The organism is Streptomyces sp. NPDC007929 (genome assembly GCF_042959065.1).
GTDB lineage: Bacteria > Actinomycetota > Actinomycetes > Streptomycetales > Streptomycetaceae > Streptomyces.
Genome location: NZ_JBIBKD010000005.1, coordinates 549734 through 574553 on the forward strand (window position 1 = coordinate 549734; position 24820 = coordinate 574553).

23 protein-coding genes and 1 pseudogene are annotated in these 24820 nt (G+C 69.4%); 14 read left to right on the forward strand and 10 right to left on the reverse strand.

Going from position 1 to position 24820, the window contains the following annotated elements; all coding sequences use genetic code 11:
* Positions 1-597: 597 nt before the first annotated feature.
* Complete coding sequence (locus tag ACFZDE_RS19920) at positions 598-1929, forward strand: hypothetical protein (protein WP_391201130.1); 1332 nt, start codon at positions 598-600, stop codon at positions 1927-1929.
* 210 nt (positions 1930-2139) lie between these two features.
* On the opposite strand, the gene ACFZDE_RS19925 is transcribed toward ACFZDE_RS19920, so the two are convergent.
* The gene (locus tag ACFZDE_RS19925; protein WP_391201133.1) at positions 2140-2919 is read right to left on the reverse strand and encodes a UTRA domain-containing protein; all 780 of its coding nucleotides are present in this window, start codon (positions 2917-2919) and stop codon (positions 2140-2142) included.
* Entirely contained in the window at positions 2916-3458 is a 543-nt protein-coding gene (locus ACFZDE_RS19930) for a UTRA domain-containing protein (RefSeq protein WP_391201134.1), read from the reverse strand. The genes ACFZDE_RS19925 and ACFZDE_RS19930 overlap by 4 nt, the downstream gene beginning before the upstream one ends.
* A gap of 434 nt (positions 3459-3892) precedes the next feature.
* Between ACFZDE_RS19930 and ACFZDE_RS19935 the strand changes: the two genes are divergently transcribed.
* A complete protein-coding gene (locus ACFZDE_RS19935; RefSeq protein WP_391201136.1) occupies positions 3893-4201 on the forward strand; it encodes a hypothetical protein in 309 nt (102 codons plus the stop codon).
* Between the two features lie 247 nt (positions 4202-4448).
* On the opposite strand, the gene ACFZDE_RS19940 is transcribed toward ACFZDE_RS19935, so the two are convergent.
* Positions 4449-6767, reverse strand: coding sequence for a heterodisulfide reductase-related iron-sulfur binding cluster (locus ACFZDE_RS19940; RefSeq protein ID WP_391201138.1), 2319 nt, complete (start codon positions 6765-6767; stop codon positions 4449-4451).
* A gap of 405 nt (positions 6768-7172) precedes the next feature.
* Here ACFZDE_RS19940 and ACFZDE_RS19945 point away from each other — a divergent pair, with 405 nt between their 5' ends.
* The 7 genes from ACFZDE_RS19945 to ACFZDE_RS19975 all read left to right on the forward strand — a co-directional run bounded on the left by ACFZDE_RS19945 (position 7173) and on the right by ACFZDE_RS19975 (position 15111).
* On the forward strand, positions 7173-8192 hold the full coding sequence (locus tag ACFZDE_RS19945) for an undecaprenyl/decaprenyl-phosphate alpha-N-acetylglucosaminyl 1-phosphate transferase (protein WP_391201140.1): 1020 nt from the start codon (positions 7173-7175) through the stop codon (positions 8190-8192).
* 94 nt (positions 8193-8286) lie between these two features.
* Positions 8287-10149, forward strand: a complete 1863-nt coding sequence (gene dnaK, locus ACFZDE_RS19950) for a molecular chaperone DnaK (protein WP_391003402.1) — start codon at positions 8287-8289, stop codon at positions 10147-10149.
* Positions 10146-10802, forward strand: a complete 657-nt coding sequence (gene grpE / locus ACFZDE_RS19955; protein ID WP_391003405.1) for a nucleotide exchange factor GrpE — start codon at positions 10146-10148, stop codon at positions 10800-10802. Before dnaK ends, grpE begins: the two co-directional genes overlap by 4 nt.
* Positions 10803-10835: 33 nt before the next feature.
* Positions 10836-12023: a molecular chaperone DnaJ gene (gene dnaJ / locus ACFZDE_RS19960; protein WP_391003407.1), complete on the forward strand. Its 1188-nt coding sequence runs from the start codon at positions 10836-10838 to the stop codon at positions 12021-12023.
* A gap of 5 nt (positions 12024-12028) precedes the next feature.
* Positions 12029-12481, forward strand: coding sequence for a heat shock protein transcriptional repressor HspR (locus ACFZDE_RS19965; RefSeq protein ID WP_033310108.1), 453 nt, complete (start codon positions 12029-12031; stop codon positions 12479-12481).
* A 281-nt stretch (positions 12482-12762) separates the two neighbouring features.
* Positions 12763-13872 carry a substrate-binding domain-containing protein gene (locus ACFZDE_RS19970; protein WP_391201142.1) on the forward strand — a complete coding sequence of 370 codons (1110 nt, stop codon included), beginning with the start codon at positions 12763-12765 and terminating at the stop codon, positions 13870-13872.
* A 201-nt stretch (positions 13873-14073) separates the two neighbouring features.
* Positions 14074-15111, forward strand: coding sequence for a LuxR C-terminal-related transcriptional regulator (locus tag ACFZDE_RS19975; RefSeq protein ID WP_391003412.1), 1038 nt, complete (start codon positions 14074-14076; stop codon positions 15109-15111).
* Here the strand turns inward: ACFZDE_RS19975 and ACFZDE_RS19980 are convergent.
* Positions 15074-16084: a helix-turn-helix transcriptional regulator gene (locus ACFZDE_RS19980; protein WP_391201144.1), complete on the reverse strand. Its 1011-nt coding sequence runs from the start codon at positions 16082-16084 to the stop codon at positions 15074-15076. The two genes, ACFZDE_RS19975 and ACFZDE_RS19980, sit on opposite strands and share 38 nt — an antisense overlap.
* A 303-nt stretch (positions 16085-16387) precedes the next feature.
* On the opposite strand from ACFZDE_RS19980, the gene ACFZDE_RS19985 reads away from it, so the two are divergent.
* Positions 16388-16723 (forward strand): hypothetical protein, encoded by a 336-nt coding sequence (locus ACFZDE_RS19985; protein ID WP_391003418.1) that lies wholly within the window; start codon positions 16388-16390, stop codon positions 16721-16723.
* A gap of 167 nt (positions 16724-16890) precedes the next feature.
* Here ACFZDE_RS19985 and ACFZDE_RS19990 read toward each other — a convergent pair whose 3' ends face one another.
* The gene (locus tag ACFZDE_RS19990; RefSeq protein WP_391201145.1) at positions 16891-17307 is read right to left on the reverse strand and encodes a TIGR03618 family F420-dependent PPOX class oxidoreductase; all 417 of its coding nucleotides are present in this window, start codon (positions 17305-17307) and stop codon (positions 16891-16893) included.
* 101 nt (positions 17308-17408) lie between these two features.
* On the opposite strand from ACFZDE_RS19990, the gene clpB reads away from it, so the two are divergent.
* The gene (clpB, locus tag ACFZDE_RS19995; protein WP_391201147.1) at positions 17409-20006 is read left to right on the forward strand and encodes an ATP-dependent chaperone ClpB; all 2598 of its coding nucleotides are present in this window, start codon (positions 17409-17411) and stop codon (positions 20004-20006) included.
* Between the two features lie 12 nt (positions 20007-20018).
* Here the strand turns inward: clpB and ACFZDE_RS20000 are convergent, their stop codons facing one another.
* Positions 20019-20513 (reverse strand): hypothetical protein, encoded by a 495-nt coding sequence (locus ACFZDE_RS20000; RefSeq protein WP_391201401.1) that lies wholly within the window; start codon positions 20511-20513, stop codon positions 20019-20021.
* Positions 20514-20679: 166 nt separating this feature from the next.
* Here ACFZDE_RS20000 and ACFZDE_RS20005 point away from each other — a divergent pair, with 166 nt between their 5' ends.
* A complete protein-coding gene (locus ACFZDE_RS20005; RefSeq protein ID WP_391003427.1) occupies positions 20680-21210 on the forward strand; it encodes a YbjN domain-containing protein in 531 nt (176 codons plus the stop codon).
* A 104-nt stretch (positions 21211-21314) separates the two neighbouring features.
* Here the strand turns inward: ACFZDE_RS20005 and ACFZDE_RS20010 are convergent, their stop codons facing one another.
* Entirely contained in the window at positions 21315-21743 is a 429-nt protein-coding gene (locus ACFZDE_RS20010; protein ID WP_391201149.1) for an ATP-binding protein, read from the reverse strand.
* A gap of 180 nt (positions 21744-21923) precedes the next feature.
* Here ACFZDE_RS20010 and ACFZDE_RS20015 point away from each other — a divergent pair, with 180 nt between their 5' ends.
* Both ACFZDE_RS20015 and ACFZDE_RS20020 read left to right on the forward strand, forming a co-directional pair.
* Entirely contained in the window at positions 21924-22838 is a 915-nt protein-coding gene (locus tag ACFZDE_RS20015) for a Scr1 family TA system antitoxin-like transcriptional regulator (RefSeq protein WP_391201151.1), read from the forward strand.
* The gene (locus ACFZDE_RS20020; RefSeq protein WP_391201404.1) at positions 22801-22932 is read left to right on the forward strand and encodes a DUF397 domain-containing protein; all 132 of its coding nucleotides are present in this window, start codon (positions 22801-22803) and stop codon (positions 22930-22932) included. Before ACFZDE_RS20015 ends, ACFZDE_RS20020 begins: the two co-directional genes overlap by 38 nt.
* Positions 22933-22997: 65 nt before the next feature.
* Here ACFZDE_RS20020 and ACFZDE_RS20025 read toward each other — a convergent pair.
* The 3 genes and pseudogenes from ACFZDE_RS20025 to ACFZDE_RS20035 form a co-directional block, all read right to left on the reverse strand.
* Positions 22998-23144, reverse strand: a pseudogene (locus tag ACFZDE_RS20025) (aminotransferase); the annotation flags it as partial.
* 394 nt (positions 23145-23538) lie between these two features.
* A complete protein-coding gene (locus ACFZDE_RS20030; RefSeq protein WP_391201153.1) occupies positions 23539-23946 on the reverse strand; it encodes a PIN domain-containing protein in 408 nt (135 codons plus the stop codon).
* Positions 23943-24170: a type II toxin-antitoxin system VapB family antitoxin gene (locus tag ACFZDE_RS20035; RefSeq protein ID WP_298572630.1), complete on the reverse strand. Its 228-nt coding sequence runs from the start codon at positions 24168-24170 to the stop codon at positions 23943-23945. The genes ACFZDE_RS20030 and ACFZDE_RS20035 overlap by 4 nt, the downstream gene beginning before the upstream one ends.
* Positions 24171-24820: the final 650 nt, after the last annotated feature.

Sequence of the window (24820 nt, forward strand, 5' to 3'; positions counted from 1 at the left end):
GGGCATGCGACTTGGTGCGGTCGAGAGCAACAGAAGCAGACCAAGATCGACCAGGCTGTGACGGAGGCCATGATTCCGCCCGCAACTTCCGCCAGTTGTACGGAAGTTACGCAGCGATAACCATTCGATCCCAGGCAGAGCGCCGATGGAACCTTCAATACTTAACCAGCGCTGGTGAAGGTGAGCCCTACCTCTTCGTGCGGCCCACCCCGAAACGGGCCAGTCGTTGTCGCGCAGGTCCGGGCGCATCGCAAGTCAGGTCCGGGACAGGGTCGGTGAGGGCGTGGGCACGGTGATGACCGCGAAGTCGAAACCCCTTGAGGTCCTGTGGGTCGCCCGCCGCGTAGTAGTCGTGCGGACCGGCTCGGCGTCGTACCCGCCTGTCGTCGTCCCGTACTGAAGGGTCGTACCCGCCTGTCGTCCCGTACTGAAGGGGGTGACGGAGTGGCGCTTTCCGGTTCTCTTTGTGCGGCTGGCGTCAGCCGGGGGGGGCGGGGGTCTCTCTGCCGGGAAACTCGCGCGCCGCCGTCAACGCCGTGCGGTAGAAAGGGCGTTCGGCCGTGAGGTACGGCCTTGATGGAGCCCTGTGGGGGGACCTTGTTCAGAACTCGGGCGGTTTCGGCCGCCATCGGTGTCGTGGCGCTGCTGGTGACCGGCGCTCCGGCGGCGAACGCCGCGGAGGCTCAGGTTCCGGATGTGCGGTACGCGCACAGCGCCACTGGCGATCTCGGCACCCTGGAGGTCGGCATCAGCTCCGACAGTGCCATCACGGGGATCACGGCCCATCTCGTCTCCGCGGCGACGCAGCAGGAAGTCGCCGTCGTCGAGTTCGACGCGTTCGACCTCGTCTCCGGCACCGCGGACAACGGCGTGTGGCGTACGAAGAAGCCGCTCGACCTTCCCGACCTCGGCAGCTACGACGTCCGCATCGAGGCCACCGACGCCGACGGCGACCGGGGCGTCGACAACTCCGCGGGCAGCCTGGCCTATTTCGTGGTCGCGGTGTTCGAGGACGTACGCCCCGACCGTACGGAGATCGACACCGACCACCGGCAGGTGCGTATCGACGGCACCCTCAAGGGACGCTGGCCGGCGACCCGCGAGCTGAAGCCGCTCGCGGACCACCGGGTGGACCTCGACGTCGACTACTGGACGGAGAACACCGTCCACACCGACGCGCAGGGCCACTTCTCCGGCACGGTCACGGTGAACGACGCGGTGCCCGTCCAGGCCGTCTACCGGCACGACAGCGCCAACCCGTACGTCGTCTACGGCGAGTCCGAGTCGACGCGGATCGACATCCGGCAGGTGGCCACGCGCTGGACCATCCAGACCCCGTCGGAGGCCCGGACGATCGACTACGGGGACGAGGTCAGCGTCACGGCGACCCTGGAGCGCGAGACCCCGCAGGGCTGGGTGCCCTTCGAGGGCCAGAGCGGCGGCGTCCTGTACGAGGCCTCGTCCGGCGGCCAGTGGGCCAGTGTCGGCTACTTCACCACCGGCGCCGACGGCAGGGCCACGACCTTCACCCACGTCCCGGGGGAGACCGGCACCTTCCGCGTGACCTCGCACAGCGACGACCCGTTCATCGCCGAGGCCTCCGCGAACAGCGCCGAGATCACCGTGCTGCGCGCCTCCGCCTTCACATCGTTCTCCGCCGCCCGCACCGAGGACGGCGGCGTGCGCGTCGAGGGCGCCATGGACTTCCCCGACGGCTGGACGCCCGCCGACATCCCGGTGCACATCCAGTACTCGCGCGACGGCAAGCGCTGGAGGGACCTGGTGACGGCGCAGGCCACCTGGTCCGGTGAGGGCCACGCCTTCTCGGCGGACATCGCGGACGGGCGCCGGGGTTACTACCGCGCGCAGTTCGACAAGACGGAGTCGTTCCGCGGGGCGACGTCGGAGGCGGTACGGGTAGGCCGCTGACGTCCATGGCCCCTGACGTCCATAGCCCCTGACGTCCATTGACGGCCCGCCCTTCCGGGCCGTCAATGGCAGTCGAAGCGCCAGTCCCACGGTCGGCCCGGGCACCGGCGGCAGTGGAAGAAGTACACGCCCCCGCAGTCGCCCAGCTGGATGTCGCCGGTGATGGTCGGCAGATGCTCCATGCGGTGGCCGCTCTCGCATTCGGGCCAGTTACTCCGCCGCGAACTCGTACTGCAACTCGTAGAGATGCCCGGCCTTCACCATCGAGGTCGCTTCGATCGGGCGCCCGTCGGCGGCGTAGACGACCCGGAGCGTGCACAGGACCGGCAGGCTGCCGGGAAGACGCAGGGCCTCGAACTGTTCCTGCGAGGGGACCCGGGCCGAGACCCGGTCCACGCAGCGATGGGGTGTGTGCCCCAGTTCCCTGAGCAGGGTCGCGGTGCCGCCCTTGATCCGGCGCCGCTCCATCAACGGCGTACTCCGGGCGATGTCCAACGGGTAGTAGGACCGCACGAGTTCCGCCGGCTCATCGTCGATCAACAGCAACTGGCTGCGCAGTACGGCCGTGTCGTCGTCGCTGAGGCCGAGAGCGGCTCTGATGTCCGCGGGCGCGCTCGTCTCCGCCACGTCGAGGAGCGTAATGCGGGCGTCCCTGCCGTGCTCGGCGGCCTCGGCCAGCCAGGGGTAGGGCTCGTCGGCTGCCGCCGGTGTGAGGGACGTGTCAGGGCGTATCGTCCGCTGCCTGTGCTCGCGTACGGTCACCGCCGCACCTGCCCGTCCCACCACCAAGCGCTCGTCCTTGAGGAGTTGCAGGGCCTTCTGAATCGTCGCGTTGGAGGCTTCGAAGCGGGTCCTGAGCTGTGCGGTGGAGGGCAGGTTCGCGCCTGGCGGCAGTTCGCCGGTCATGATGTCGTCGCGAAGGCCGGCCGCGATCCGTTCGTGCAGTGAGCGGCGGTCGTGGGCTTCCGGTTCTGCCTTGGGCACGGTCATCCGATTCTGATCTCGTAGCGCAACTGCTGGCGCTGGGCGGGCATCACCATACGGTCCACCTGAATCGGCCGGTCGTCGTGACTCAGGGTGAGCCTGGTCAGGCGCAGGACGGGATCCGTCGCGGTGAGCCGCAGGGCCTCTTGTTCGTCTTCGTCCGGCAGGCCGGCGGTCACGTCCTCCCTGACCAGGGCGCCGACATGTCCCAGATCGGCGAGCAGGGTGACAGCTCCGCCCCGGATCCTGGCCGTTGCGGCAAGAGGGGTGTCTCGTGCGATCGCGGTGGGGTAGTAGGTGTCGGTCAGTTCGTTCGGTTCGTCGTCGAGGAGGATCAGGCGGCGTCGTACGACGACCGGTTCTCCGTCCTGAAGCCCGAGCAACTGCGCGACTTCGGCCGGAGCGGGCACCTCTCCGGCATGGACGATGCGCTGGGAGCCGCGCCTGCCCCGGGTGGCCGCGTCCGCGCTCCAGGCGTCGCCCTGTCCCTGCTCGCGGGGCGTCAGATACGGCATCGACGTACTGATCCACCTGCTCGCGCTCACGATGTCCTCCCACAACTGACGCTCGCCTCGACCTTGCCGCTTTACACGGTAAGCGACTTGGTGGCCAGGGGCTCAGGGTGAACGCGGTTCCTCGACCTTGCTACCTTTCGCGAATAGCGATACGGTCACGCCATGACCGAGCTCCTGCGTCGCCTCGTCGCCCGGGTGGGCCTTTCATGCCGGCTCCGCCCGGCGCCCCGTCACGCCTTATGCGATCCCCTCCCTGCAACCGGGGTTTCCTCTCCGCGGTTCCACCGCCTCCCCGACCACCGCAGCCCCTACTGCGCGGACACCGTCATCGACGGCACCTCCACCGTCGCCGTGCGCCCCTACCTCGTGGCCCACGAACAGCAACAGTGGCGCCCACAGGGCGACACCACATCGGCACGGCCGGGCACAGGCCTGTATCCGGCCGCCGGTAGCGAGGCCGCCTGATGCACACCGACCCGCGTCGTACGCTCCGGCTCCTGCCCTGGACCGGTCCCGAGGCCAAGCCCTGCTTCCTGATCACGGACAACGACGGCGGACGTGTGTCCCGCCTGGCCGACATCGCCGAAGCGACCAGGCTCGACATGGGTGCGCAACTCCTCGCCCACGCCGGCGACCTGCTCCCCGATGCCACCGAGGCCCAACTCCGCTTCCTCGCCGAGCGTCTCACCGAGGCCCTGCGGGACATCCTCCGTATCGCCGAGAGCCGGGACCAGGCACATGGCGACGGGCCCTCGGACTGTTTTTCTCCATGAGGCCCGCCGACCGGTCGAGCTCGTCCCCCGAGTGCACACTCGCCGCCCGCCCCGGTTACCAGGACCTTCACACCCACTGCCGTCAAACCCGCGACCTGCCCTCCCCTTCGCCCTCGGCATCCTGCTCCAGCCGCGCTGCGGCTGCCCGTGCCACCCGTACGGCAGCAGTCGTAGAACGCCGACGCCCCCCGCCCGATGACTCGGGACAGGGGGCGTCGAAACCGTCGGAACAACCGGCTGGAACCGCCTACTTCACCGGCTCCGGCTCCGGCGCGCTCGTGGAGTCCGCCGTGCCGGCGGGCGGCTCGTCGTCGCCGTCGTCGTCGGTGGCCTCCGCCTGGACCGGCGTCTTCACCGAGTCCAGCAGCAGCTGGGCGACGTCCACGACCTGGATGGACTCCTTCGCCTTGCCGTCGTTCTTCTTGCCGTTGACCGAGTCGGTGAGCATGACCAGGCAGAACGGGCAGGCGGTGGAGACGATGTCGGGGTTCAGCGACAGCGCTTCGTCGACGCGTTCGTTGTTGATGCGCTTGCCGATGCGCTCTTCCATCCACATGCGCGCGCCGCCGGCGCCGCAGCAGAAGCCGCGTTCCTTGTGGCGGTGCATCTCCTCGTTGCGGATGCCGGGGACGGCGGCGATGATCTCGCGCGGGGGCGTGTAGATCTTGTTGTGGCGGCCCAGGTAGCAGGGGTCGTGGTAGGTGATGATGCCCTCGACCGGGGTGACCGGGATCAGCTTGCCCTCGTCGACGAGGTGCTGGAGCAGCTGGGTGTGGTGGATGACCTCGTAGTCGCCGCCGAGCTGCGGATACTCGTTGCCGAGCGTGTTGAGGCAGTGCGGGCACGTCGCGACGATCTTCTTCGCAGACTTCGGCTTCGCCGACTCCGGCGTGACCTTGCCCTCGTCGTCCATCTCCTCGCCGAACGCCGTGTTCAGCGCCATGACGTTCTCCATGCCGAGCTCCTGGAAGAGGGGCTCGTTGCCGAGACGGCGGGCGGAGTCACCGGTGCACTTCTCGTCGCCGCCCATGATCGCGAACTTCACGCCCGCGATGTGGAGCAGTTCCGCGAAGGCCTTGGTCGTCTTCTTCGCGCGGTCTTCCAGCGCGCCCGCGCAGCCGACCCAGTACAGGTACTCGACCTCGGACAGGTCCTCGATGTCCTTGCCGACGACCGGGACCTCGAAGTCGACCTCCTTGAGCCACTCCAGGCGCTGCTTCTTCGCCAGGCCCCAGGGGTTGCCCTTCTTCTCCAGGTTCTTGAGCATGGTGCCCGCCTCGGACGGGAACGCGGACTCGATCATGACCTGGTAGCGGCGCATGTCGACGATGTGGTCGACGTGCTCGATGTCGACGGGGCACTGCTCGACGCAGGCGCCGCAGGTGGTGCAGGACCACAGGACGTCCGGGTCGATGACGCCGTTCTCCTCCAGCGTGCCGACCAGGGGGCGTTCGGCCTCGGCCAGCGCGGAGGCCGGGACGTCCTTGAGAGCCTCGGACGACGCCTTCTCCTCGCCCTCCATGGTCTTGCCGCCACCCGCGAGCAGGTACGGCGCCTTGGCGTGCGCGTGGTCGCGGAGCGACATGATCAGCAGCTTGGGGGACAGCGGCTTGCCGGTGTTCCAGGCGGGGCACTGCGACTGGCAGCGGCCGCACTCGGTGCAGGTGGAGAAGTCCAGCAGGCCCTTCCACGAGTACTGCTCGACCTGGGAGACGCCGAAGACGTCGTCGTCACCGGGGTCGGTGAAGTCGATCGGCTTGCCGCCCGAGGTCATCGGCTGGAGCGCGCCGAGGGCCGTGCCACCGCTGGCCTCGCGCTTGAACCAGATGTTCGGGAAGGCCAGGAAACGGTGCCAGGCCACACCCATGTTGGTGTTGAGCGACACCACGATCATCCACACGAACGACGTGCCGATCTTGATCATCGCGGTGAAGTAGACGAGGTTCTGCAGCGCCGCCACGCTCAGGCCCTTGAAGGCCAGGACCAGCGGATACGACGCGAAGTAGGCCGCCTCGTAGTGGTCGACGTGGTGGAGCGCGCCCTCCAGGCCCCGCAGCACGTAGATCGCCAGGCCGATGGTGAGGATGACGTACTCGACGAAGTACGCCTGGCCGGCCTTGGACCCGGCGAAGCGGGACTTGCGGCCCGGGCGGCTCGGCAGGTTCAGCAGGCGGATCGCGATGAGCACCGCGATGCCCAGGATCGTCATCACGCCGATGAACTCGATGTACAGCTCGAACGGCAGGAACCCGCCGATGACCGGCAGCACCCAGTCGGCCTGGAACAGCTGGCCGAAGGCCTGGGCGAGGGTCGGCGGGAGCGTCAGGAAGCCGACGGCGACGAACCAGTGGGCGACACCGACGATGCCCCACCGGTTCATGCGCGTGTGGCCGAGGAACTCCTTCACCAGGGTCACGCTGCGCTGGTAGGGGTTGTCGGTCCGGGTACCGGCGGGGACCGGCTGGCCCAGCTTGAAGTACCGGACGAACTGGCCGATCGCGCGTGCGAGCAGCGCGACGCCGATCACGGTCAGTACCAGCGACACGATGATCGCGGCGAGTTGCATGGGGGCTCCTCGGGCCTGCGAGGGGTTTCGTCGGGTTGACCTGTCGTGGTGCAGGGTTCCCCGAAATTACTAAGCGGTAACTTATGCAGTCCGTCTGAGACTACCCTCATCTTCCGCCGCAGCGTAGCCGGGTGGGCAGTGATCTGAATCGCTGAGGGTTGCCTCAGAAACCGACCGGATCACCGACCGGATCACCGACCGAATCAATGGCGGATTGCCGACCGGATCACCGACCGGATCACCGACGGATCGCCGACCGGATCACCGACCGGATCAATGACGGATTGCCGACCGGATCACCGACGGATCGCCGACCGGATCAAGGACACTCCACCGACCGGATCCGGACGTGATCCCGCCGTGTTATTCATACCGAATTGTCATAATCCCGCCTACCTTATATCCGTGCTCTACGGGATCACCGCCGCCGCCACCGCCCTCCTCCTCACCGCCCTGCTCGCCGCCGCCCTGCGGGCCCCGGCGCTCCGGCTGCGGCTGGTCGAGCGGCGGCGGCAGCGCGACGTACCGCTGTCCGGGGGTGTGGCCGTCGTGCTCGTCACCGGCCTGGTCGTCGGGGCCGGGCAGTGGCTGGGGGCCGGGCCGCCCGCCGACGGGACGCGCGGGGTGCTCTTCGCCGCGGGCGCCGTCGCTCTGCTCGGGCTCGCCGGTGACGTGTGGCGGCTGCGGCGCCGGGTCCTGGCCGCCGGTACGGCTGTGGCGGCCGCGTGTGTCGTGCCGTACGGGGAGACCGGGGTGGGGACCGGGCTGCTGGCCGTCGGGTGGGTCGTGGTGGTGGTGCTGGCGTTCCGGGGGCTCGATCACGCCGACGGGCTGGCGGGTACGGTCGGGGTCGTCATGGCCTTCGGTGCGGCGGCCTGTGCGGCCGTCGAGGTGATGGACGGCATCGCGGGGTTGATGAGCGTCCTGGCCGCCGCCCTGACCGGGTTCCTGCTGCACAACTGGCATCCCGCGCGCGTGGCGCTGGGCGGCTGCGGGTCCATGTCCGCGGGGTTCGTGATCGCGGTCGGGGCCGTGTACGCCCGGGCCGGTTCCGGTGTCGTGGAGAGCGCGGGGGTGCTGTTGGCGCTGACCGCCCTGCCGGCCGCCGATGCCGTACTGGTGCTGGTGGTGCGGCGCCTCGGCGGGCGGGGTCTGCTCCGCGGTGGCCCCGATCATCTGGCGCACCGGCTGCGGCGGCTCGGGCTGACCGCGCCGGGCGTGAGTCTGCTGCTGGGGATCGGGGCGTTGTCCGGGATGCTCGTCGGGGTACTCGCGCACGCGGGCCACCTCGGGGCCGGGACCCTGTGGTGGGTGGTGGGAGGGGTCCTCGTCGTGGTGTTCGCTCTTTCGCGTGTCCCTGTGTACGGCGCTCCACGCAGCGTATCGTCGCAGGTCGAAGGGCCATTGCGTGTAAGGAGCGGATAAGAGTTGAGCCTGCCCGACTCAGCTCTGTTGACCGGTCGGTGGCCGTCGTGCACACTTGAGTCCGTTCCACTCAAGTCAGCTGGAGGAATCAACCATGGCACGTGCGGTCGGCATCGACCTGGGCACGACTAACTCCGTCGTCAGCGTTCTGGAGGGCGGCGAGCCCACCGTCATCACCAACGCCGAGGGCGCCAGGACCACGCCGTCCGTCGTCGCCTTCGCCAAGAACGGTGAGGTGCTCGTCGGAGAGGTGGCCAAGCGCCAGGCGGTCACGAACGTGGACCGGACTATCCGCTCCGTGAAGCGTCACATGGGCACGGACTGGAAGATCGAGCTGGACGGGAAGCCCTTCAACCCGCAGCAGATCAGCGCCTTCGTGCTCCAGAAGCTCAAGCGTGACGCCGAGTCCTACCTGGGCGAGAAGGTGACCGACGCGGTCATCACCGTCCCGGCGTACTTCAACGACTCCGAGCGTCAGGCCACGAAGGAGGCCGGCGAGATCGCCGGTCTGAACGTGCTGCGCATCGTCAACGAGCCCACCGCGGCCGCCCTGGCGTACGGCCTCGACAAGGACGACCAGACCATCCTGGTCTTCGACCTCGGTGGCGGTACGTTCGACGTCTCGCTGCTGGAGATCGGCGACGGCGTCGTCGAGGTGAAGGCCACCAACGGTGACAACCACCTCGGTGGTGACGACTGGGACCAGCGCGTCGTCGACTACCTCGTCCAGCAGTTCCAGTCCGGCCACGGCGTGGACCTGGGCAAGGACAAGATGGCCCTGCAGCGGCTGCGCGAGGCCGCCGAGAAGGCGAAGATCGAGCTGTCCTCGTCCACCGAGACCTCGATCAACCTGCCCTACATCACCGCCTCCGCCGAGGGCCCCCTGCACCTCGACGAGAAGCTCACCCGCGCCCAGTTCCAGCAGCTGACCGCGGACCTCCTGGAGCGCTGCAAGACGCCGTTCCACAACGTCATCAAGGACGCCGGCATCTCCATCAGCGAGATCGACCACGTCGTCCTGGTCGGTGGCTCCACCCGTATGCCCGCCGTCGCCGAGCTCGTCAAGGAGCTGACCGGCGGCAAGGACGCCAACAAGGGCGTCAACCCGGACGAGGTCGTCGCCATCGGCGCCGCCCTCCAGGCCGGTGTCCTCAAGGGCGAGGTCAAGGACGTCCTGCTCCTCGACGTCACCCCGCTGTCCCTCGGCATCGAGACCAAGGGCGGCATCATGACCAAGCTCATCGAGCGGAACACGACGATCCCGACCAAGCGGTCCGAGATCTTCACCACCGCCGAGGACAACCAGCCCTCCGTGCAGATCCAGGTCTACCAGGGCGAGCGCGAGATCGCGGCGTACAACAAGAAGCTCGGGATGTTCGAGCTGACCGGTCTGCCGCCGGCGCCCCGCGGCGTCCCGCAGATCGAGGTGTCCTTCGACATCGACGCCAACGGCATCATGCACGTCACGGCGAAGGACCTCGGCACCGGCAAGGAGCAGAAGATGACCGTCACCGGCGGCTCCTCGCTGCCGAAGGACGAGGTCGACCGCATGCGCCAGGAGGCCGAGCAGTACGCGGAGGAGGACCACAAGCGCCGCGAGGCCGCCGAGTCCCGCAACCAGGGCGAGCAGCTCGTCTACCAGACCGAGAAGTTCCTCAAGGACAACGAGGACAAGGTCCCGGGCGAGATCAAGACCGAGGTCGAGGAGGCCGTCGCCGAGCTGAAGGAGAAGCTCAAGGGCGAGGACTCCGCCGAGATCCGCACCGCCACCGAGAAGGTCGCGGCCGTCTCGCAGAAGCTCGGCCAGGCCATGTACGCGGACGCGGGTGCCGCCCAGGCGGCCGGTGACGCCGGTGCCGCCGGTGGTGCCGGTGCGGCCGGTGGCGCCAAGGCCGCTGACGACGACGTCGTCGACGCCGAGATCGTCGACGAGGACCGGAAGGACGGTGCCGCGTGACGGAGGAGACCCCGGGCTTCGACGAGCAGCAGCCCGACGTCCCTTCCGGCGCCACCTCCGAAGACGCCGAGCCGAAGGCCGCCTCACCCTCCGCTGAGGAGGGGGCGGCCCCGGCCGGGGACACGGGCCAGGACGTGGCTCTGGTGGCCCAGCTGGACCAGGCCCGCACGGCGCTCGCCGAGCGCACCGCGGACCTCCAGCGCCTCCAGGCCGAGTTCCAGAACTACCGCCGCCGGGTCGAGCGTGACCGGATCGCGGTCAAGGAGATCGCCATCGCGAACCTCCTGACCGAGCTCCTGCCCGTGCTCGACGACATCGGCCGCGCGCGCGAACACGGCGAACTGGTCGGCGGCTTCAAGTCCGTCGCCGAGTCGCTGGAGAGCACCGCGGCGAAGATGGGCCTGCAGCAGTTCGGCAAGGAGGGCGAGCCCTTCGACCCGACGATCCACGAAGCCCTGATGCACAGCTACGCACCGGACGTCACCGAGACGACGTGCGTCGCGATCCTGCAGCCCGGGTACCGGATCGGCGAGCGCACCATCCGCCCCGCGCGGGTGGCGGTGGCCGAACCCCAGCCGGGGGCGCAGACGGTCAAGGCGGACGAGTCCGCCGAAGCCGACGACAAGGAGAGCGGTGGCCCGGACGAGGGCTGACGTCACGGACGAAGGGAAGGAGGGGCGTCGAGGATGAGCACCAAGGACTTCATCGAGAAGGACTACTACAAGGTCCTCGGCGTCCCCAAGGACGCCACCGAGGCCGAGATCAAGAAGGCGTACCGGAAGCTCGCCCGCGAGAACCACCCGGACGCCAACAAGGGAAACGTCAAGGCGGAGGAGCGCTTCAAGGAGATCTCCGAGGCCAATGACATCCTCGGCGACCCCAAGAAGCGCAAGGAGTACGACGACGCGCGCGCCCTGTTCGGCAACGGCGGCTTCCGCCCGGGGCCGGGCGGCGCGGGCGGCTCGTTCAACTTCGACCTGGGCGACCTCTTCGGAGGCGGCGCCCAGGGCGGCGGCCAGGGGGCCGGCGGCTTCGGCGGCGGACTCGGTGACGTTTTCGGGGGCCTGTTCAACCGCGGCGGCGCGGGCGGACCGGGGACGCGTACGCACCCCCGGCGCGGCCAGGACATCGAGTCCGAGGTCACGCTCAGCTTCACCGAGGCGATCGAAGGGGCGACGGTCCCGCTGCGGATGTCGTCGCAGTCGCCCTGCAAGGCCTGTTCGGGCACCGGCGACAAGAACGGCACGCCGCGCGTGTGCCCGACCTGCGTCGGCACTGGGCAGGTCGCCCGGGGCAGCGGCGGCGGCTTCTCCCTGACCGACCCCTGCCCGGACTGCAAGGGCCGCGGCCTGATCGCGGAGAACGCCTGCGAGGTGTGCAAGGGCAGTGGCCGTGCCAAGTCCTCGCGGACCATGCAGGTGCGCATCCCCGCGGGCGTCAGCGACGGCCAGCGGATCCGGCTGCGCGGCAAGGGCGCGCCGGGCGAGCGCGGTGGGCCGGCGGGCGACCTCTATGTCGTCGTGCACGTCGACACCCACCCGGTGTTCGGCCGCAAGGACGACAACCTCACGGTCACCGTCCCGGTAACCTTCACCGAGGCGGCCCTCGGCGGCGAGGTGCGGGTGCCCACCCTGGGCGGCCCGCCCGTCACGCTGAAGCTGCCTCCGGGCACGCCCAACGGGCGCACCATGCGGGCCCGGGGCAAGGGCGCGGTCCGCAAGGACGGCACCCGCGGCGACCTTCTGGTCACCGTCGAGGTAAGTGTTCCGAAGGACCTGACGGGGAAGGCTCGTGACGCACTCGAGGCGTACCGCGAGGCGACCGCGGGTGAGGATCCGCGGGCGGATCTGTTCCAGGCCGCGAAGGGAGCATGAGTCAGATGGACGGTCGTCGGCGCAATCCGTATGAACTGACCGAGGAGACCCCGGTCTACGTCATCTCGGTGGCGGCCCAGCTGTCCGGCCTGCACCCCCAGACCCTGCGCCAGTACGACCGGCTGGGCCTGGTCTCCCCGGACCGCACCGCGGGCCGGGGCCGGCGCTACTCGGCCCGCGACATCGAACTGCTGCGCACCGTCCAGCAGCTGTCGCAGGACGAGGGCATCAACCTGGCCGGTATCAAGCGCATCATCGAACTGGAGAACCAGGTCGCCGCGCTCCAGGCCCGGGTGGCGGAGATGCAGGACGCGCTCGACGGAGCGGCGGCGGCGATGCGCCAGCGCGAGGCCGCGGTGCACGCGTCGTACCGCCGCGACCTGGTGCCGTACCAGGAGGTGCAGCAGACCAGCGCGCTGGTGGTGTGGCGGCCGAAGCGGCAGCAGCAGTCCGACTGACGCGCACGCGCACGCGAGGGGACCGGGAGTTCGACTCCCGGTCCCTTTCGTCTGTTTGGGGCGCCTTGCCCCGGTTTCTCTGGGCCTCCCGTGAATGGCTGGGTGGTGTCCGTCACTTGAAGGTGATTCCGCAGAGTCTTCACAACTGCTGCGGAGCGTGGTGTTGTCATCTCGTTAAGTGGTTCCGCTTGACGCTGGGGGCGCATCCGCGTTGGCTTTTCAGTCACATGGGTCCCAAAAGCTGTACCCACGTCCGAATCACACGTGAAGTGAGCCCCCGCATGCGTCGTCGCCTCTCCATATCCGTGGCAGCCGCCACGATGTCCGTCACGCTCGCCGGCTGCGGCATGCTCAACGCGACGGAGAGCAGTGACGAGGCGAGCCCGGCCAAGGGCAACGACATCACCGTGGGCCTGCTGCTGCCGGAGAAGGCGAACACGCGGTACGAGAACTTCGACTACCCGATCATCAAGCGGAAGGTCGAGTCGCTCACCAACGACAAGGGCCGCGTCGAGTACGCCAACGCCGAGGCGAGCGCGGACAAGCAGGCGAGCCAGCTCCAGCGGATGATCGACGACCGGGTCGACGTGATCCTGCTGGACGCCGTCGACGCGAAGGCCATCGCGAGCGGCGTGAAGAAGGCCAAGGCGGCCGGTATCCCGGTCATCGCCTACGACCGGCTGGCCGAGGGCCCGATCGACGCGTACATCTCCTTCGACAACGAGCTGGTCGGCGAGGTGCAGGGCCGCACGCTGCTGGAGGCCATCGGCGAGAAGGCGAGCCTCTCCGACAAGATCGTCATGATGAACGGCTCGTCGACGGACCCGAACGCCAAGCAGTTCAAGGCCGGCGCGATGTCCGAGCTGAACGGCAAGGTGACGATCGCCGAGTCCTTCGACACCAAGGACTGGAAGCCGGAGAACGCCGAGGCCAACATGGCCGACGCGATCCGGAAGATCGGCAAGGACAACATCGCGGCGGTGTACTCCGCCAACGACGGCATGGCCGGCGGCATCGTCAAGGCGCTTCAGGCCGTGGGCGTGACCGACTTGCCCCCGATCACCGGGCAGGACGCGGAACTGCCCGCCGTGCAGCGGATCCTCAGCGGCGACCAGTACATGAGCGTGTACAAGTCCTACCCGCAGGAGGCGGAGAACGCCGCGGAGATGGCCGTCGCCAAGGTCCAGGGCCGCGACATCCAGTTCGCCGCGCTCACCCGCGACAAGGTCGACAGCCCCACCCACAAGGCCATCCCGGCCCAGCTCGTGCCCGTGGTCGCGCTCACCAAGGAGAACATCAAGGACACGGTGGTCGCGGACGACATCTACAAGGTGTCGGACATCTGCACGACCGAGTACAAGGCGGCGTGCCAGAGCGCGGGTCTGAAGTAGCCGGGCCCCGGCGCATCCCGGGCCGGGTTCACCCATTCCCCGGCAGGCTGTCGCGCCGCGACGACGGGCCGAGGCCCGCGGACACCGGCGCGTAACGGTGGTTTCCGGTGCTCGTCGCGTGGGGAGCCGTGTTGCGGAGCACGGCCCGTCCGCGCATAGTTGCGCTGCGGCAGGACGGCGGAACCGGGGGTGGGATGGGCGATGGCCGGGCACGGGGCGGAGCAGCATCCACACGGTGCCGACCGACTGTGCGAGGCCGGGGATCGCGTGTACTCCCGGGCCGTACGGCGCGGCCGGGTGCCGCGCCGGGACGCCGATCCGGTGCCCTGCCTGCTGGAACTCGCCCTGCTGCACCCGGACCCCGACGACATGGACTGGCTGGTGCCGACCTCCCCGCAGGAGGTCATGACCCGGCTGCTGCGCGGGATGCACGACGAGGTCAGTGCGAGCCAGCGGCGGGTGGGGTCGGCCGTCGCGGCCGTCGAGTGGTACGCCGGGCTGGGCCGCCAGGTGCGGCCGGCCGCGTCTGCGGCCGAGGGCCCGGCGATCCGGGTCCTGGACGGACTCGCCCGGATCCAGGCCGCGATGGACGAGGCGACCCAGGCGTGCACGGCCGAGGTGCTCACGGTCCAGCCCGGCGGCATCCGCCGCGAGGCGGAGCTCTCCGAGGGCCTGCACCGGGCGCTGGCGCTGCGGGGGCGCGGGGTGCGGATGCGGGACCTGTACACCCATGTCGCCCGGCACGGGCAGGGGTTGCTGACGTATCTGGAGCTGATGGGCGACGCGGTGGAGGCGCGCACGCTGGACGAGGTGATCGACCGGCTGATCCTCTTCGACCGCACGGTCGCCTTCATCCCCGCCAACTCCGACCGCACGATGGCCCTTGAGCTACGGCATCCCGCGATCGTCGAGTACCTCGTCACGGTCTTCGAACGCCTGTGGCGTCTCGCCATCCCTCTCACGGCCTCGCTCCCCGACACGGGTATCGAGGGCATCTCCCACCGGGAGCAGTCGATCGCCGCGCTGCTGGCGGAGGGACATCAGGACGCGGTGATCGCGGAGCGGCTGGGCATAAGCGTCCGCACCTGCCGGGCGCACATCGCGCGCCTGTCGGAAACCCTGGGCGCGGCGAGCCGCACACAACTGGGCGTACGCATCGCCCAGGCCGGCCTGGACGGCCCTCACCAGGCCACGACACCCCTCACCGTTCCTGGTCGAGAATCCCGGACTGCGCGATGAGATAGCCCAGTTGGGCACGGCTCCCGCTGCCCAGAGCCGACGCCAGCTTGGCGATGTGGGCGCGGCAGGTGCGCACGTTCATGCCGAGGCGGCGGGCGATGGCCTCGTCGACGTGGCCCTCGATCAGGAGCTTGGCGATGGAGTGCTGGATCTCCGTGATGCCGTCGCGGGCGGTCCCGTACGGTGTACCGGTGCTGAGCGGGACGGACCGGTCCCACAAGTACTCGAACAGTTTGATGAGGTAGCGGACCAGGCCGGGGTGACGCAGCTCCAGGGCGACCTGCTGGTCGTCCCGGGCGGGGATGAAGGCGACGGACTCGTCACAGATGATCAGGCGCTCGACCAGCTCGTCGATCGTGCGGTACTCCGCCTTGCCGTCGGAGAGCTGGGCGGCGTACGCCAGCTGCTCGGGGTTGTAGTGGGCGGTGTGCTGGTACAGGGTGCGGATCCGCACGCCGCGTTCGATCAGGGGCCGGTCGCGCTCCAGCCCGCGCAGCAGGCTGCGCTCGGACATCCGGTCGCTCGGCTGGACGGTGAGCATCTCCGTCTGACACTGGACGGTGGCCATGTTGAGCGCGGCGTTGATTCGTTCGCCGCCTTCCAGCACAGTGATGGCGTCACTGGTCGCCGCCAGCTGGGTACCCAGTGCGAGGAACGGCTGAAAGGTCTCCGCGAGTCCCGTCGCCTGGCGCCGGCGGTCGGCTATCTCCTGCTCCAGCGGGTTGAGCTGCCGGGACAGGGCGACGGCCGGGGGCACCGGGCGGAGCCAGGTGGGGTCGTCCGGATCGGGGTGGAGCAGGGCGAACTCCATCAGGCACGGGGCGGGTTCCGCGTCCACGCGGGCGATCCGTCCGGCCCGCAGAGCGGTGGCATAAAGACGGCTACCCTCATCGCACCACTCGGTCATCGCGTGGGGATGTGCCGCCTTAGTCCGATTCGATGCCAAATTTCCACCCCCCAGGGTCCTGAACATGCAGGAACATGATGCATCGATTGTGTGGCCATGACGTGCCCGAATGAGCCATCGTCGTACCTGACGGGGGAAAAGGGGACCTTCAAGTGAGGACGAAGCCGACTATGCGTAACAGAATGCTTCGCTCGGTGCTTGTCGCCGCCTTCTCCGCCGTTGTAGCCCTCGGTGCACTGAGCGGCTTCTCCGATGTGAAGGACGATGTTCGGGCGAACAGCAGCTGGCCGTCCGTTGCCGTGAGCAGTGCCGGCGGCGAGGACAACAGCAGTTGGCCGAGCCCTGGGGCAGACGGAGCCGGGAGCTGACGTGACCACTCCACCCGACGACCGCTCCTTCCGTCGTGAAATGGCCACCGCCTACCGCTCCGGCTGGCACTTCATCGACCTGGTCACCGCCATCCCCCACAGTGGTGACTCGTTGATGGTGACTGTTTTCGGCGAGCCGGTGGTCGTCACGCGGGACGACGACGAGGACGTACGGGCGTACCGGTGTCTGCGGCGGCCTCGGGGGGCGCCGCAGCCTGTGCGATGTGCCGTACGGTACGGAATGATCTTTGTGAACCTGGACCAAAGGGACCACCAGCAGGTGGAGGTCGACTCCCCTGCCCCGAGGACCATCTCTGCCACCCCCCGCAGTGCCTGACGCGATTCCCCCGTCGTAACAGATCGCTCAGGTGCTTCCCCCCGCAGCGGCGTCACCGTGACCTGAACACGGTGACGCCGCTGCAGTTTTGGGGGACATTTCCGGGTATCGGCCCTCTGTGGCGGTGGCCGGATCCAGTCGATCACCGGTGTGGATGTTCACTTCACTCAACCTCGGCCCATCGCTCGCGTCAGCTGGATCTCGATCACCACGCGCGCCGGATTCGGGGACGGAGTCCTGCCGTAGCGCTCCGCGTAACGCCGCTCCGCCTCCGCGACCCGCTCCCGCTCCTCGTGGACGAAGGCCCGGCCCTCCAGCGTCGCCCAGCGGCGCCCCTGGAGCTGGCAGACGGCGACGGCCGCCCCCTCCTCGCCGGCCGCCCGCACATAGCGGACCTTCGCGCTTGCCCGGTTCGTGATCACCCGAGCCAACCGGGCCTCGGGATCGTATGTGACCCCGACGGGTACCAGATGCGGAGTGCCGTCCGGGCGGGGAGTCGTCAGGGTGCACAGGTGCCGCTCCCGCCAGAAGCCGAGATACGACGGGTCCGGAGCGCCGGGGTCCACGGAGTGCTTGGTCGCCATGCCCGGAACTTAGACCCCTGAGCCTCCCGGAACGTACTTGAGTGCACTAGACTCAACTTTGTGCAAGCTGTTCGGGTCAGTGCAAGGAGGAGAACGCGAACGTGGACGCCGAGCTGACCAACCGGAGCCGGGACGCGATCAACGCTGCCAGCAACCGGGCCGTGACCGAGGGACACGCCGACCTCACCCCTGCCCATCTGCTGCTCGCGCTGCTCCAGGGACAGGACAACGAGAACATCACCGACCTGCTCGCCGCGGTCGAGGCCGACCAGGCCGCCGTACGCTCCGGGGCCGAGCGCGTGCTCGCCGGGCTGCCGAGCGTGACCGGGTCGACTGTCGCGCCGCCCCAGCCCAACCGGGAGATGCTGGCCGTCGTCGCCGACGCGCAGGCCCGTGCCAAGGACCTCGGCGACGAGTACCTCTCCACCGAGCACCTCCTCATCGCCCTCGCCGCGAAGGGCGGGGCCGCAGGTGAGGTGCTGTCCCGGCAGGGGGCCGACGCCAAGAAGCTCCAGGCCGCATTCCAGAGGACACGAGGGCAGCGACGCGTGACCACCGCCGACCCCGAGGGGCAGTACAAGGCCCTCGAGAAGTTCGGGACCGACCTCACCGCCGCCGCGCGGGAGGGCAGGCTCGACCCCGTCATCGGGCGGGACCAGGAGATCCGGCGGGTCGTGCAGGTGCTGTCCCGGCGGACCAAGAACAACCCCGTGCTGATCGGCGAGCCCGGCGTCGGCAAGACCGCCGTCGTCGAAGGGCTCGCCCAGCGGATCGTCAAGGGCGACGTGCCCGAGTCGCTGAAGGACAAGCGGCTCGTCGCGCTCGACCTGGGAGCCATGGTCGCGGGCGCCAAGTACCGGGGCGAGTTCGAGGAGCGGCTGAAGACCGTCCTGGCCGAGATCAAGGACTCCGACGGGCAGGTCATCACCTTCATCGACGAGCTGCACACCGTCGTCGGGGCCGGCGCGGGCGGCGACTCCGCCATGGACGCCGGGAACATGCTGAAGCCGATGCTCGCCCGCGGTGAGCTGCGCATGGTCGGCGCCACCACCCTCGACGAGTACCGCGAGCGGATCGAGAAGGACCCCGCCCTGGAGCGCCGCTTCCAGCAGGTGCTGGTCGCCGAGCCCACCGTCGAGGACTCCATCGCGATCCTGCGCGGACTCAAGGGCCGCTACGAGGCCCACCACAAGGTGCAGATCGCCGACAGCGCGCTCGTCGCCGCCGCGTCGCTCTCCGACCGGTACATCACCTCCCGCTTCCTGCCCGACAAGGCCATCGACCTCGTCGACGAGGCGGCCTCCCGGCTGCGCATGGAGATCGACTCCTCGCCCGTCGAGATCGACGAACTCCAGCGCGTCGTCGACCGGCTCAAGATGGAGGAGCTGGCGATCGGCAAGGAGACCGACGCCGCCTCCCGCGAGCGCCTGGAGAAGCTGCGCCGTGACCTCGCCGACAAGGAGGAGGAGCTGCGCGGCCTCACCGCCCGCTGGGAGAAGGAGAAGCAGTCCCTCAACCGCGTCGGTGAGCTGAAGGAACGCCTCGACGAGGTCCGCGGCCAGGCCGAACGCGCCCAGCGCGACGGCGACTTCGACACCGCCTCCAAACTCCTCTACGGCGAGATCCCCGCCCTGGAGAAGGAGCTTGAAGCCGCCTCCGAGGCCGAGGAAGAGGTCGCGAAGGACACCATGGTCAAGGAGGAGGTCGGCTCCGACGACATCGCCGACGTCGTCGCCTCCTGGACCGGCATCCCGGCCGGGCGGCTGATGGAGGGCGAGACGCAGAAGCTGCTGCGCATGGAGGACGAGCTGGGCAAGCGGCTCATCGGCCAGACCGAGGCCGTGCGGGCCGTCTCCGACGCCGTACGGCGCTCCCGGGCCGGGATCGCCGACCCGGACCGGCCCACCGGCTCCTTCCTCTTCCTCGGCCCCACCGGCGTCGGCAAGACCGAGCTGGCCAAGGCCCTCGCCGACTTCCTCTTCGACGACGAGCGGGCGATGGTCCGCATCGACATGTCGGAGTACAGCGAGAAGCACAGCGTGGCCCGGCTGGTCGGCGCCCCGCCCGGATACGTCGGCTACGAGGAGGGCGGCCAGCTCACCGAGGCCGTGCGCAGGCGGCCGTACTCCGTCGTGCTGCTCGACGAGGTGGAGAAGGCCCACCCCGAGGTCTTCGACATCCTGCTCCAGGTGCTGGACGACGGGCGGCTCACCGACGGGCAGGGCCGCACGGTCGACTTCCGCAACACCATCCTGGTGCTGACGTCGAACCTGGGCAGCCAGTACCTGGTCGACCCGGTCACCAGCGAGCAGGAGAAGAAGGAGCAGGTCCTGGAGGTGGTGCGGACCTCATTCAAGCCGGAGTTCCTCAACCGCCTGGACGACCTGGTCGTCTTCGCCGCGCTGACCAGGCCCGAGCTGGAGCGCATCGCGAAGCTCCAGCTGGACCGCCTGGCCAAGCGGCTCGCCGAGCGGCGACTCACCCTGGACATCACGCCCGCGGCGCTGGCCTGGCTCGCGGAGGAGGGCATGGACCCGGCGTACGGCGCCCGGCCGCTGCGCCGCCTCGTGCAGTCCGCCATCGGCGACCGGCTCGCCAAGGAGATCCTGTCCGGCGAGATCAAGGACGGCGACACGGTCCGGGTGGACCGCTTCGAGGAGGGGCTGCTGGTCGGCCCGGCGACGGGCAAGACGCTGTAGGGCCGTCCCCGGTCACATCGTGAACGCCGAGAACCGCACCAGCGCGGTCTCGGCGTTCTCGTACTCCACCCGCACCTGCACCACATGCGCCTCCGCCGTGCCGGGCAGGCCGTTCTCGTGGGTCACGTCGAGGCAGAGCGCCCCGCAGGCGCCACCGCCCGTGCGCGGCTCGGGGCCGTTCGGGTACGTCTCGCGCAGCCAGTCGCGTACGTCCGCGCGCGGCATCCGCAGCACCGCCGCGTACGAGGTGTCGATGCCCCGCTGCACGGTGCAGTCCCGGGCGCGGCCGTGCGCGGGGCGCTCGGCCGCGCCGAAGGCCAGGGCCTCGGCGCAGGGGACGGTCGCCGGTGCGCCCGCGCGGGCGTCGCCGCGGGCCTCGTCGCCGTCCGGCCAGGCCCACAGGAACAGGCCGGTGATCAGGACGCCGAGCACCGCCACCGGCAGCGCCAGGATCGCCAGGACGATCCCCCACCGGGTGTGGCCCCGCTCCGCCGCGCGCATCCGCATCACCCATCGCCCCCTCCGCCGGCTGCTCAGGAGGACGGCTGTGGGTACCCGGAGGTTGCAGTTGACCGGATCGTGTCAGCCCAGGGCTGACAGGGTCCGTCGGGGCTTGCCACCCCCCTCCCCGCATGGGGGAGGATGGCGGAATCCGTACGAAGGGAAATTCACGGTGACCATCGACCCGTCCTCGATTCCGAACTTCGGGGGCCAGCCCGAGCCGCAGCCCGGCAGCGGCCCGGCCGGCCCCGTCGTCCCGGATCAGGACCTCGTGAAGCAGCTCCTCGACCAGATGGAGCTCAAGTACGTCGTCGACGACGAGGGAGACCTCGCGGCGCCGTGGGAGCAGTTCCGCACCTACTTCATGTTCCGAGGTGAGGGAGACCAGCAGGTCTTCTCCGTGCGGACGTTCTACGACCGGCCCCACCAGATCGAGGCCAAGCCGCAGATCCTGGAGTCGATCGACGACTGGAACCGCCGCACCCTGTGGCCCAAGGTCTACAGCCACACCCACGACGACGGCACGGTCCGCCTGATCGGCGAGGCCCAGATGCTGATCGGCATGGGCGTCAGCCTGGAGCACTTCGTCTCCTCGACGGTCAGCTGGGTGCGCGCCGCGATCGAGTTCGACAAGTGGCTCATCGAGCAGCTCGGTCTCGAAGAGGAGATCAACGAGGCGGAGAAGCCCGAGGACGACGAGTAGGCCCCTCACCCGGGCCCCTCACACGGCGCGTCGGCGTGTACGAACGGGTACGCGCTGTACGCGCCGTACGCCTTTTCGGGCGCCGCCTCTCCTCCCTCGCCGGGTCAGATCTCGAGAGTCAGCTCCGCCCACACCGTCTTGCCCACCGGGCTGCGGGGCGCCGACCCCCAGCGCACGGCCAGCACGTCCACCAGGAGCAGGCCCCGGCCGGACTCACCGTCGGGAGACGACGAGGGCGCGGCCGTGGGCAGCCGCTTCGCACAGGCGGCGTCCGCGACCTCGACGCGCAGCACGCCCGCGGCCCGGTCCAGGAGCAGCCTGAGACCGAAATCCCGGCCGGGAACCCGACCGTGCTGTACGGCGTTCGCCGCGAGTTCGCCCACGACGAGGGCGACCGCGCAGGAGACGTCCGACGCCGGGGGGTGGCCCCGCTCCTCCATCCATCGGACGGCGTGACGCCGGGCGGCCCGGGCACCTCGCGGGGAGGAGGGGAACTGCTCGGCGAATGACTGGATGGCGGTTTCTGTCAGCACGGTCTTCTTCGTCTCTCTCTCCGTCGACTCGGTTCCACTTCACGACGCACACGAGTCATCACGTTCCGTGCTCAAGAGTCGACCGATCGCCCTACGCTCGACAGGGGGCGCAGCCTTAATTGTGGGGCCGTAAGAAACGGAAGTGATGCCTTGGCCAAGGGAATTGACCCCAGTGCGTCGATGGCCGCGCTGTTCGGTGCGCGGGTGCGCAGGCTCCGGACGGCGGCGGGGCTGACCCAGGCCGAGCTGGGCGACCGGACGCATGTGGTGAGCACGCGGATCACGCAGATCGAGCGGGCGTCCGGAGCGAAACCGACGCTGGAACTGGCGCGGGCGCTGGACGCGGTGCTGGGTGCGGAGGATCTGCTGGTGGAGCTGTGGCCGTACGTGTACCGGGAGGCGTTCCCGGACTGGTCGCGGAAGTACATGGAGTACGCGGAGCGGGCGGTGGCGGTCCGGCAGTATGCGGCTCATGTGGTGCCGGGTTTGTTGCAGACGGAGGATTACGCGCGGGCGGTGTTGAGAGTCGGTCGGACGCTCGGCAGCGAAGAGCAGTTGGAAGAACGGGTGGCCTTTCGGCTGGGACGACAGGAGCGGCTGGGCATGCCCGATCGGCCCGAGCTGTGGGTCGTTCTCGACGAAGCGGTGCTACGGCGTCCCGTTGGCGGCCAGGGGGTGATGCACGAGCAGTTGGCACGACTGCTCATGACCAGGGCGGAACCGCACATCACCGTGCAGGTACTGCCGTTCGACCAGGGCGAGCACGAGGTCATGGGCGGTTCGCTCACTGTGCTCACCATGCCGGACGGCTCGGAGGTCGCGTACACGGAAGGCGCGCATTACGGCCAACTCATCGAGGATCCGGACGAGGTCAGGAGTTTCGCGCTCACTTACGATCGGCTGCGGGCGGCAGCTCTGCCCCCGCTCATGTCCCTGGACATGATCCGATCCGTGAGGGAGGACAACCATCGTGGAGCGAAACTCCCGTCCCGATCTGAACGGCGTCGCCTGGCGCAAGAGCAGCTACAGCAATCAGGAGGGGGGCGACTGCGTGGAGGTGGCCGACGGATTCCGGGCCGTCGTCCCGGTCCGTGACAGCAAGGCCCAGGCCGGTCCGACGCTGTGCTTCGAAGCCGCCTCCTGGGCGGCCTTCATAGCCGAGTTGAAGTCCGGGCACCACCGCCCCTGAGGCGGCCTTCGGACTCACCGGGCCCTTGTCCGCGAGGGCCCGGTACGCCACCTGTAGGGCAGCGGTCAGTGCGTGAACGCCTTGCGGAGCCGTTCCGCCGCGTCGGCCAGCACCCCCGTCCGCTTGCAGAACGCGAACCGTACGAACGGCGCGCCCTCCTCGTGGTGGTCGTAGAAGACCGCGTTGGGGATGGCGACGACCCCGGCGCGCTCCAGTGGACGGGTTCCTGGCTCACTGGGTACCCACGGCGCCCGCGTCGGCCGCGCTGGGAAGGCTCGGCGGTCCTCCTCAGGCAAGAGCGGCCGCAAGCGGCGCTGCTGACCGGGCGACACCGCCTGCCCCCAGGCGCCGGCACTGGCACGGAGTCGGGCGGAGGGAAACCGATGAGTCCCGGCGTCGTACGTCCTCGGTGGCGCGCTACCGTCGGGGTCGTGGTTGAGGGATGGGGCGAGGACGGGCTGCAAGCCGAGGACACCGAATAGCCTCCGGCGTTCCGCCCGTGCGGAAGGCAAGGCCGGTCGCCGAGTGGGAGGCGCTGGAGGGTGCGGCCATCGGGACGGTGCAAGTCGGGAGGCTTGGGTGGTGGACCTCGGGGGGGCTGACCGGTTACTTGAGGTCGATCGTTCGAACCGGCTGCCCGGTGGTGCGGGCGATGGTCTCGAAGTCGAGATCGTAGTGCAGCAGTGTGAGTCCTGCTTCTTCCGCGGCTGCGGCCACGAGGAGGTCGACAGCTCCGGCGCTTCGGTGTTCACCCTTGGTGGTGAGCTCGCGCTGGACGACGCGGGCTCGCCGGTAGATGCCGTCGGGCATGGGGCACCAGGCGAACTGGTTCAGCCGTTCCTGGATGGCCTCGCGGTCCTTCGCGGAACGTGCGGAGTAGAGGATTTCCAGTTCAGTGAGGTCGCACAAGGCGATCAGCCCGGCGCCCATCCGCTGTTCCCACTCTTCGGTTGCCTGACGCAGCAGAACGCGAGCCAGGGCCGACGTATCGATGAGGTAGTCGGCAACGCTCACCGGGCGGGACCGCCCCGATAGTTGCGCTTGTCCAGAAGGAGTTCGACATCGAGGGCGCCTTCCTCCGCGAGATCCTGCAGCTCGTGCAGGGCGCGCAGGCGCCGGTTGCGGGCGACGATCTCCCGTAGGGCGGTGTTGATGGTGTCCCGTTTCGTGGAGGTGCCCAGCTCCTTCGCCGCTGCCTCCAGTGCGTCGTCGTCGAGATCGATGACGGTTCTGCTCATGAGCCCCACCTCCATATGCACCAGACAGTGTATCAATGTACATGATCCAATGTATATTGGCGGGCGCGGGCGCGCGGTTGCCGCCGCGCTGGACTCCGCGCACCCGGACCGGGCAGGACTCGACGAGCTCAGGCAGCTGGCGGCCCGGGCACTGGGTACCCACGGTGCCCGCGTCGGCCGCGCCCGGAAGACCCCGGCGTTCCTCAGGCAGGACCGGCCGCAAGCGGCGCCGCTGACCGGGCAACACCGCCTGGCCCCCAGGCGCCGGGTGCGCCAGTACCGGCATGGAGCCGGGCGGAGGGAGACCGATGGTCCTGGCGTCATGCGTCCTTGGTGGCGCTACCGTCGGGTCGTGATTGAGGGATGGGGCGAGGACGGACTGCGGGCCCTGCGTGGCGCGCTCCACGCGCAGGACAGGGTGGCGCTGCGAACGGCGTTGCGTCGTGGACCCGAGCGTGAGGTGCTTCAGCTGGCCGGCGACGGTGTGGCCGGGGCTGCGGCGCAGGGCCCTGCCGGGGGCCGCGGAGACGGCGGCCTTGTTTCTCGGCGCGCTCCAGAAGCGTGGCTTCCGGGGCGACGGTGAGCTGGCGGACCGGTTGCGCGCGGCCACGGGAGATGCGGCGATCCCCTCCTGCGTCCGCTCGCGGTCG

Coding starts and splice junctions, on each gene's coding strand:
- ACFZDE_RS19925 (WP_391201133.1), bottom strand. CDS start 2,919: ATGACCGTGCCCAAGGCAGAACCGGAAGCCCACGACCGCCGCTCACTG.
- ACFZDE_RS19935 (WP_391201136.1), top strand. CDS start 3,893: ATGCACACCGACCCGCGTCGTACGCTCCGGCTCCTGCCCTGGACCGGT.
- ACFZDE_RS19940 (WP_391201138.1), bottom strand. CDS start 6,767: ATGCAACTCGCCGCGATCATCGTGTCGCTGGTACTGACCGTGATCGGC.
- dnaK (WP_391003402.1), top strand. CDS start 8,287: ATGGCACGTGCGGTCGGCATCGACCTGGGCACGACTAACTCCGTCGTC.
- dnaJ (WP_391003407.1), top strand. CDS start 10,836: ATGAGCACCAAGGACTTCATCGAGAAGGACTACTACAAGGTCCTCGGC.
- ACFZDE_RS19965 (WP_033310108.1), top strand. CDS start 12,029: ATGGACGGTCGTCGGCGCAATCCGTATGAACTGACCGAGGAGACCCCG.
- ACFZDE_RS19970 (WP_391201142.1), top strand. CDS start 12,763: ATGCGTCGTCGCCTCTCCATATCCGTGGCAGCCGCCACGATGTCCGTC.
- ACFZDE_RS19975 (WP_391003412.1), top strand. CDS start 14,074: ATGGCCGGGCACGGGGCGGAGCAGCATCCACACGGTGCCGACCGACTG.
- ACFZDE_RS19980 (WP_391201144.1), bottom strand. CDS start 16,084: ATGTTCAGGACCCTGGGGGGTGGAAATTTGGCATCGAATCGGACTAAG.
- ACFZDE_RS19990 (WP_391201145.1), bottom strand. CDS start 17,307: ATGGCGACCAAGCACTCCGTGGACCCCGGCGCTCCGGACCCGTCGTAT.
- ACFZDE_RS20000 (WP_391201401.1), bottom strand. CDS start 20,513: ATGCGGATGCGCGCGGCGGAGCGGGGCCACACCCGGTGGGGGATCGTC.
- ACFZDE_RS20015 (WP_391201151.1), top strand. CDS start 21,924: ATGGCCGCGCTGTTCGGTGCGCGGGTGCGCAGGCTCCGGACGGCGGCG.
- ACFZDE_RS20035 (WP_298572630.1), bottom strand. CDS start 24,170: ATGAGCAGAACCGTCATCGATCTCGACGACGACGCACTGGAGGCAGCG.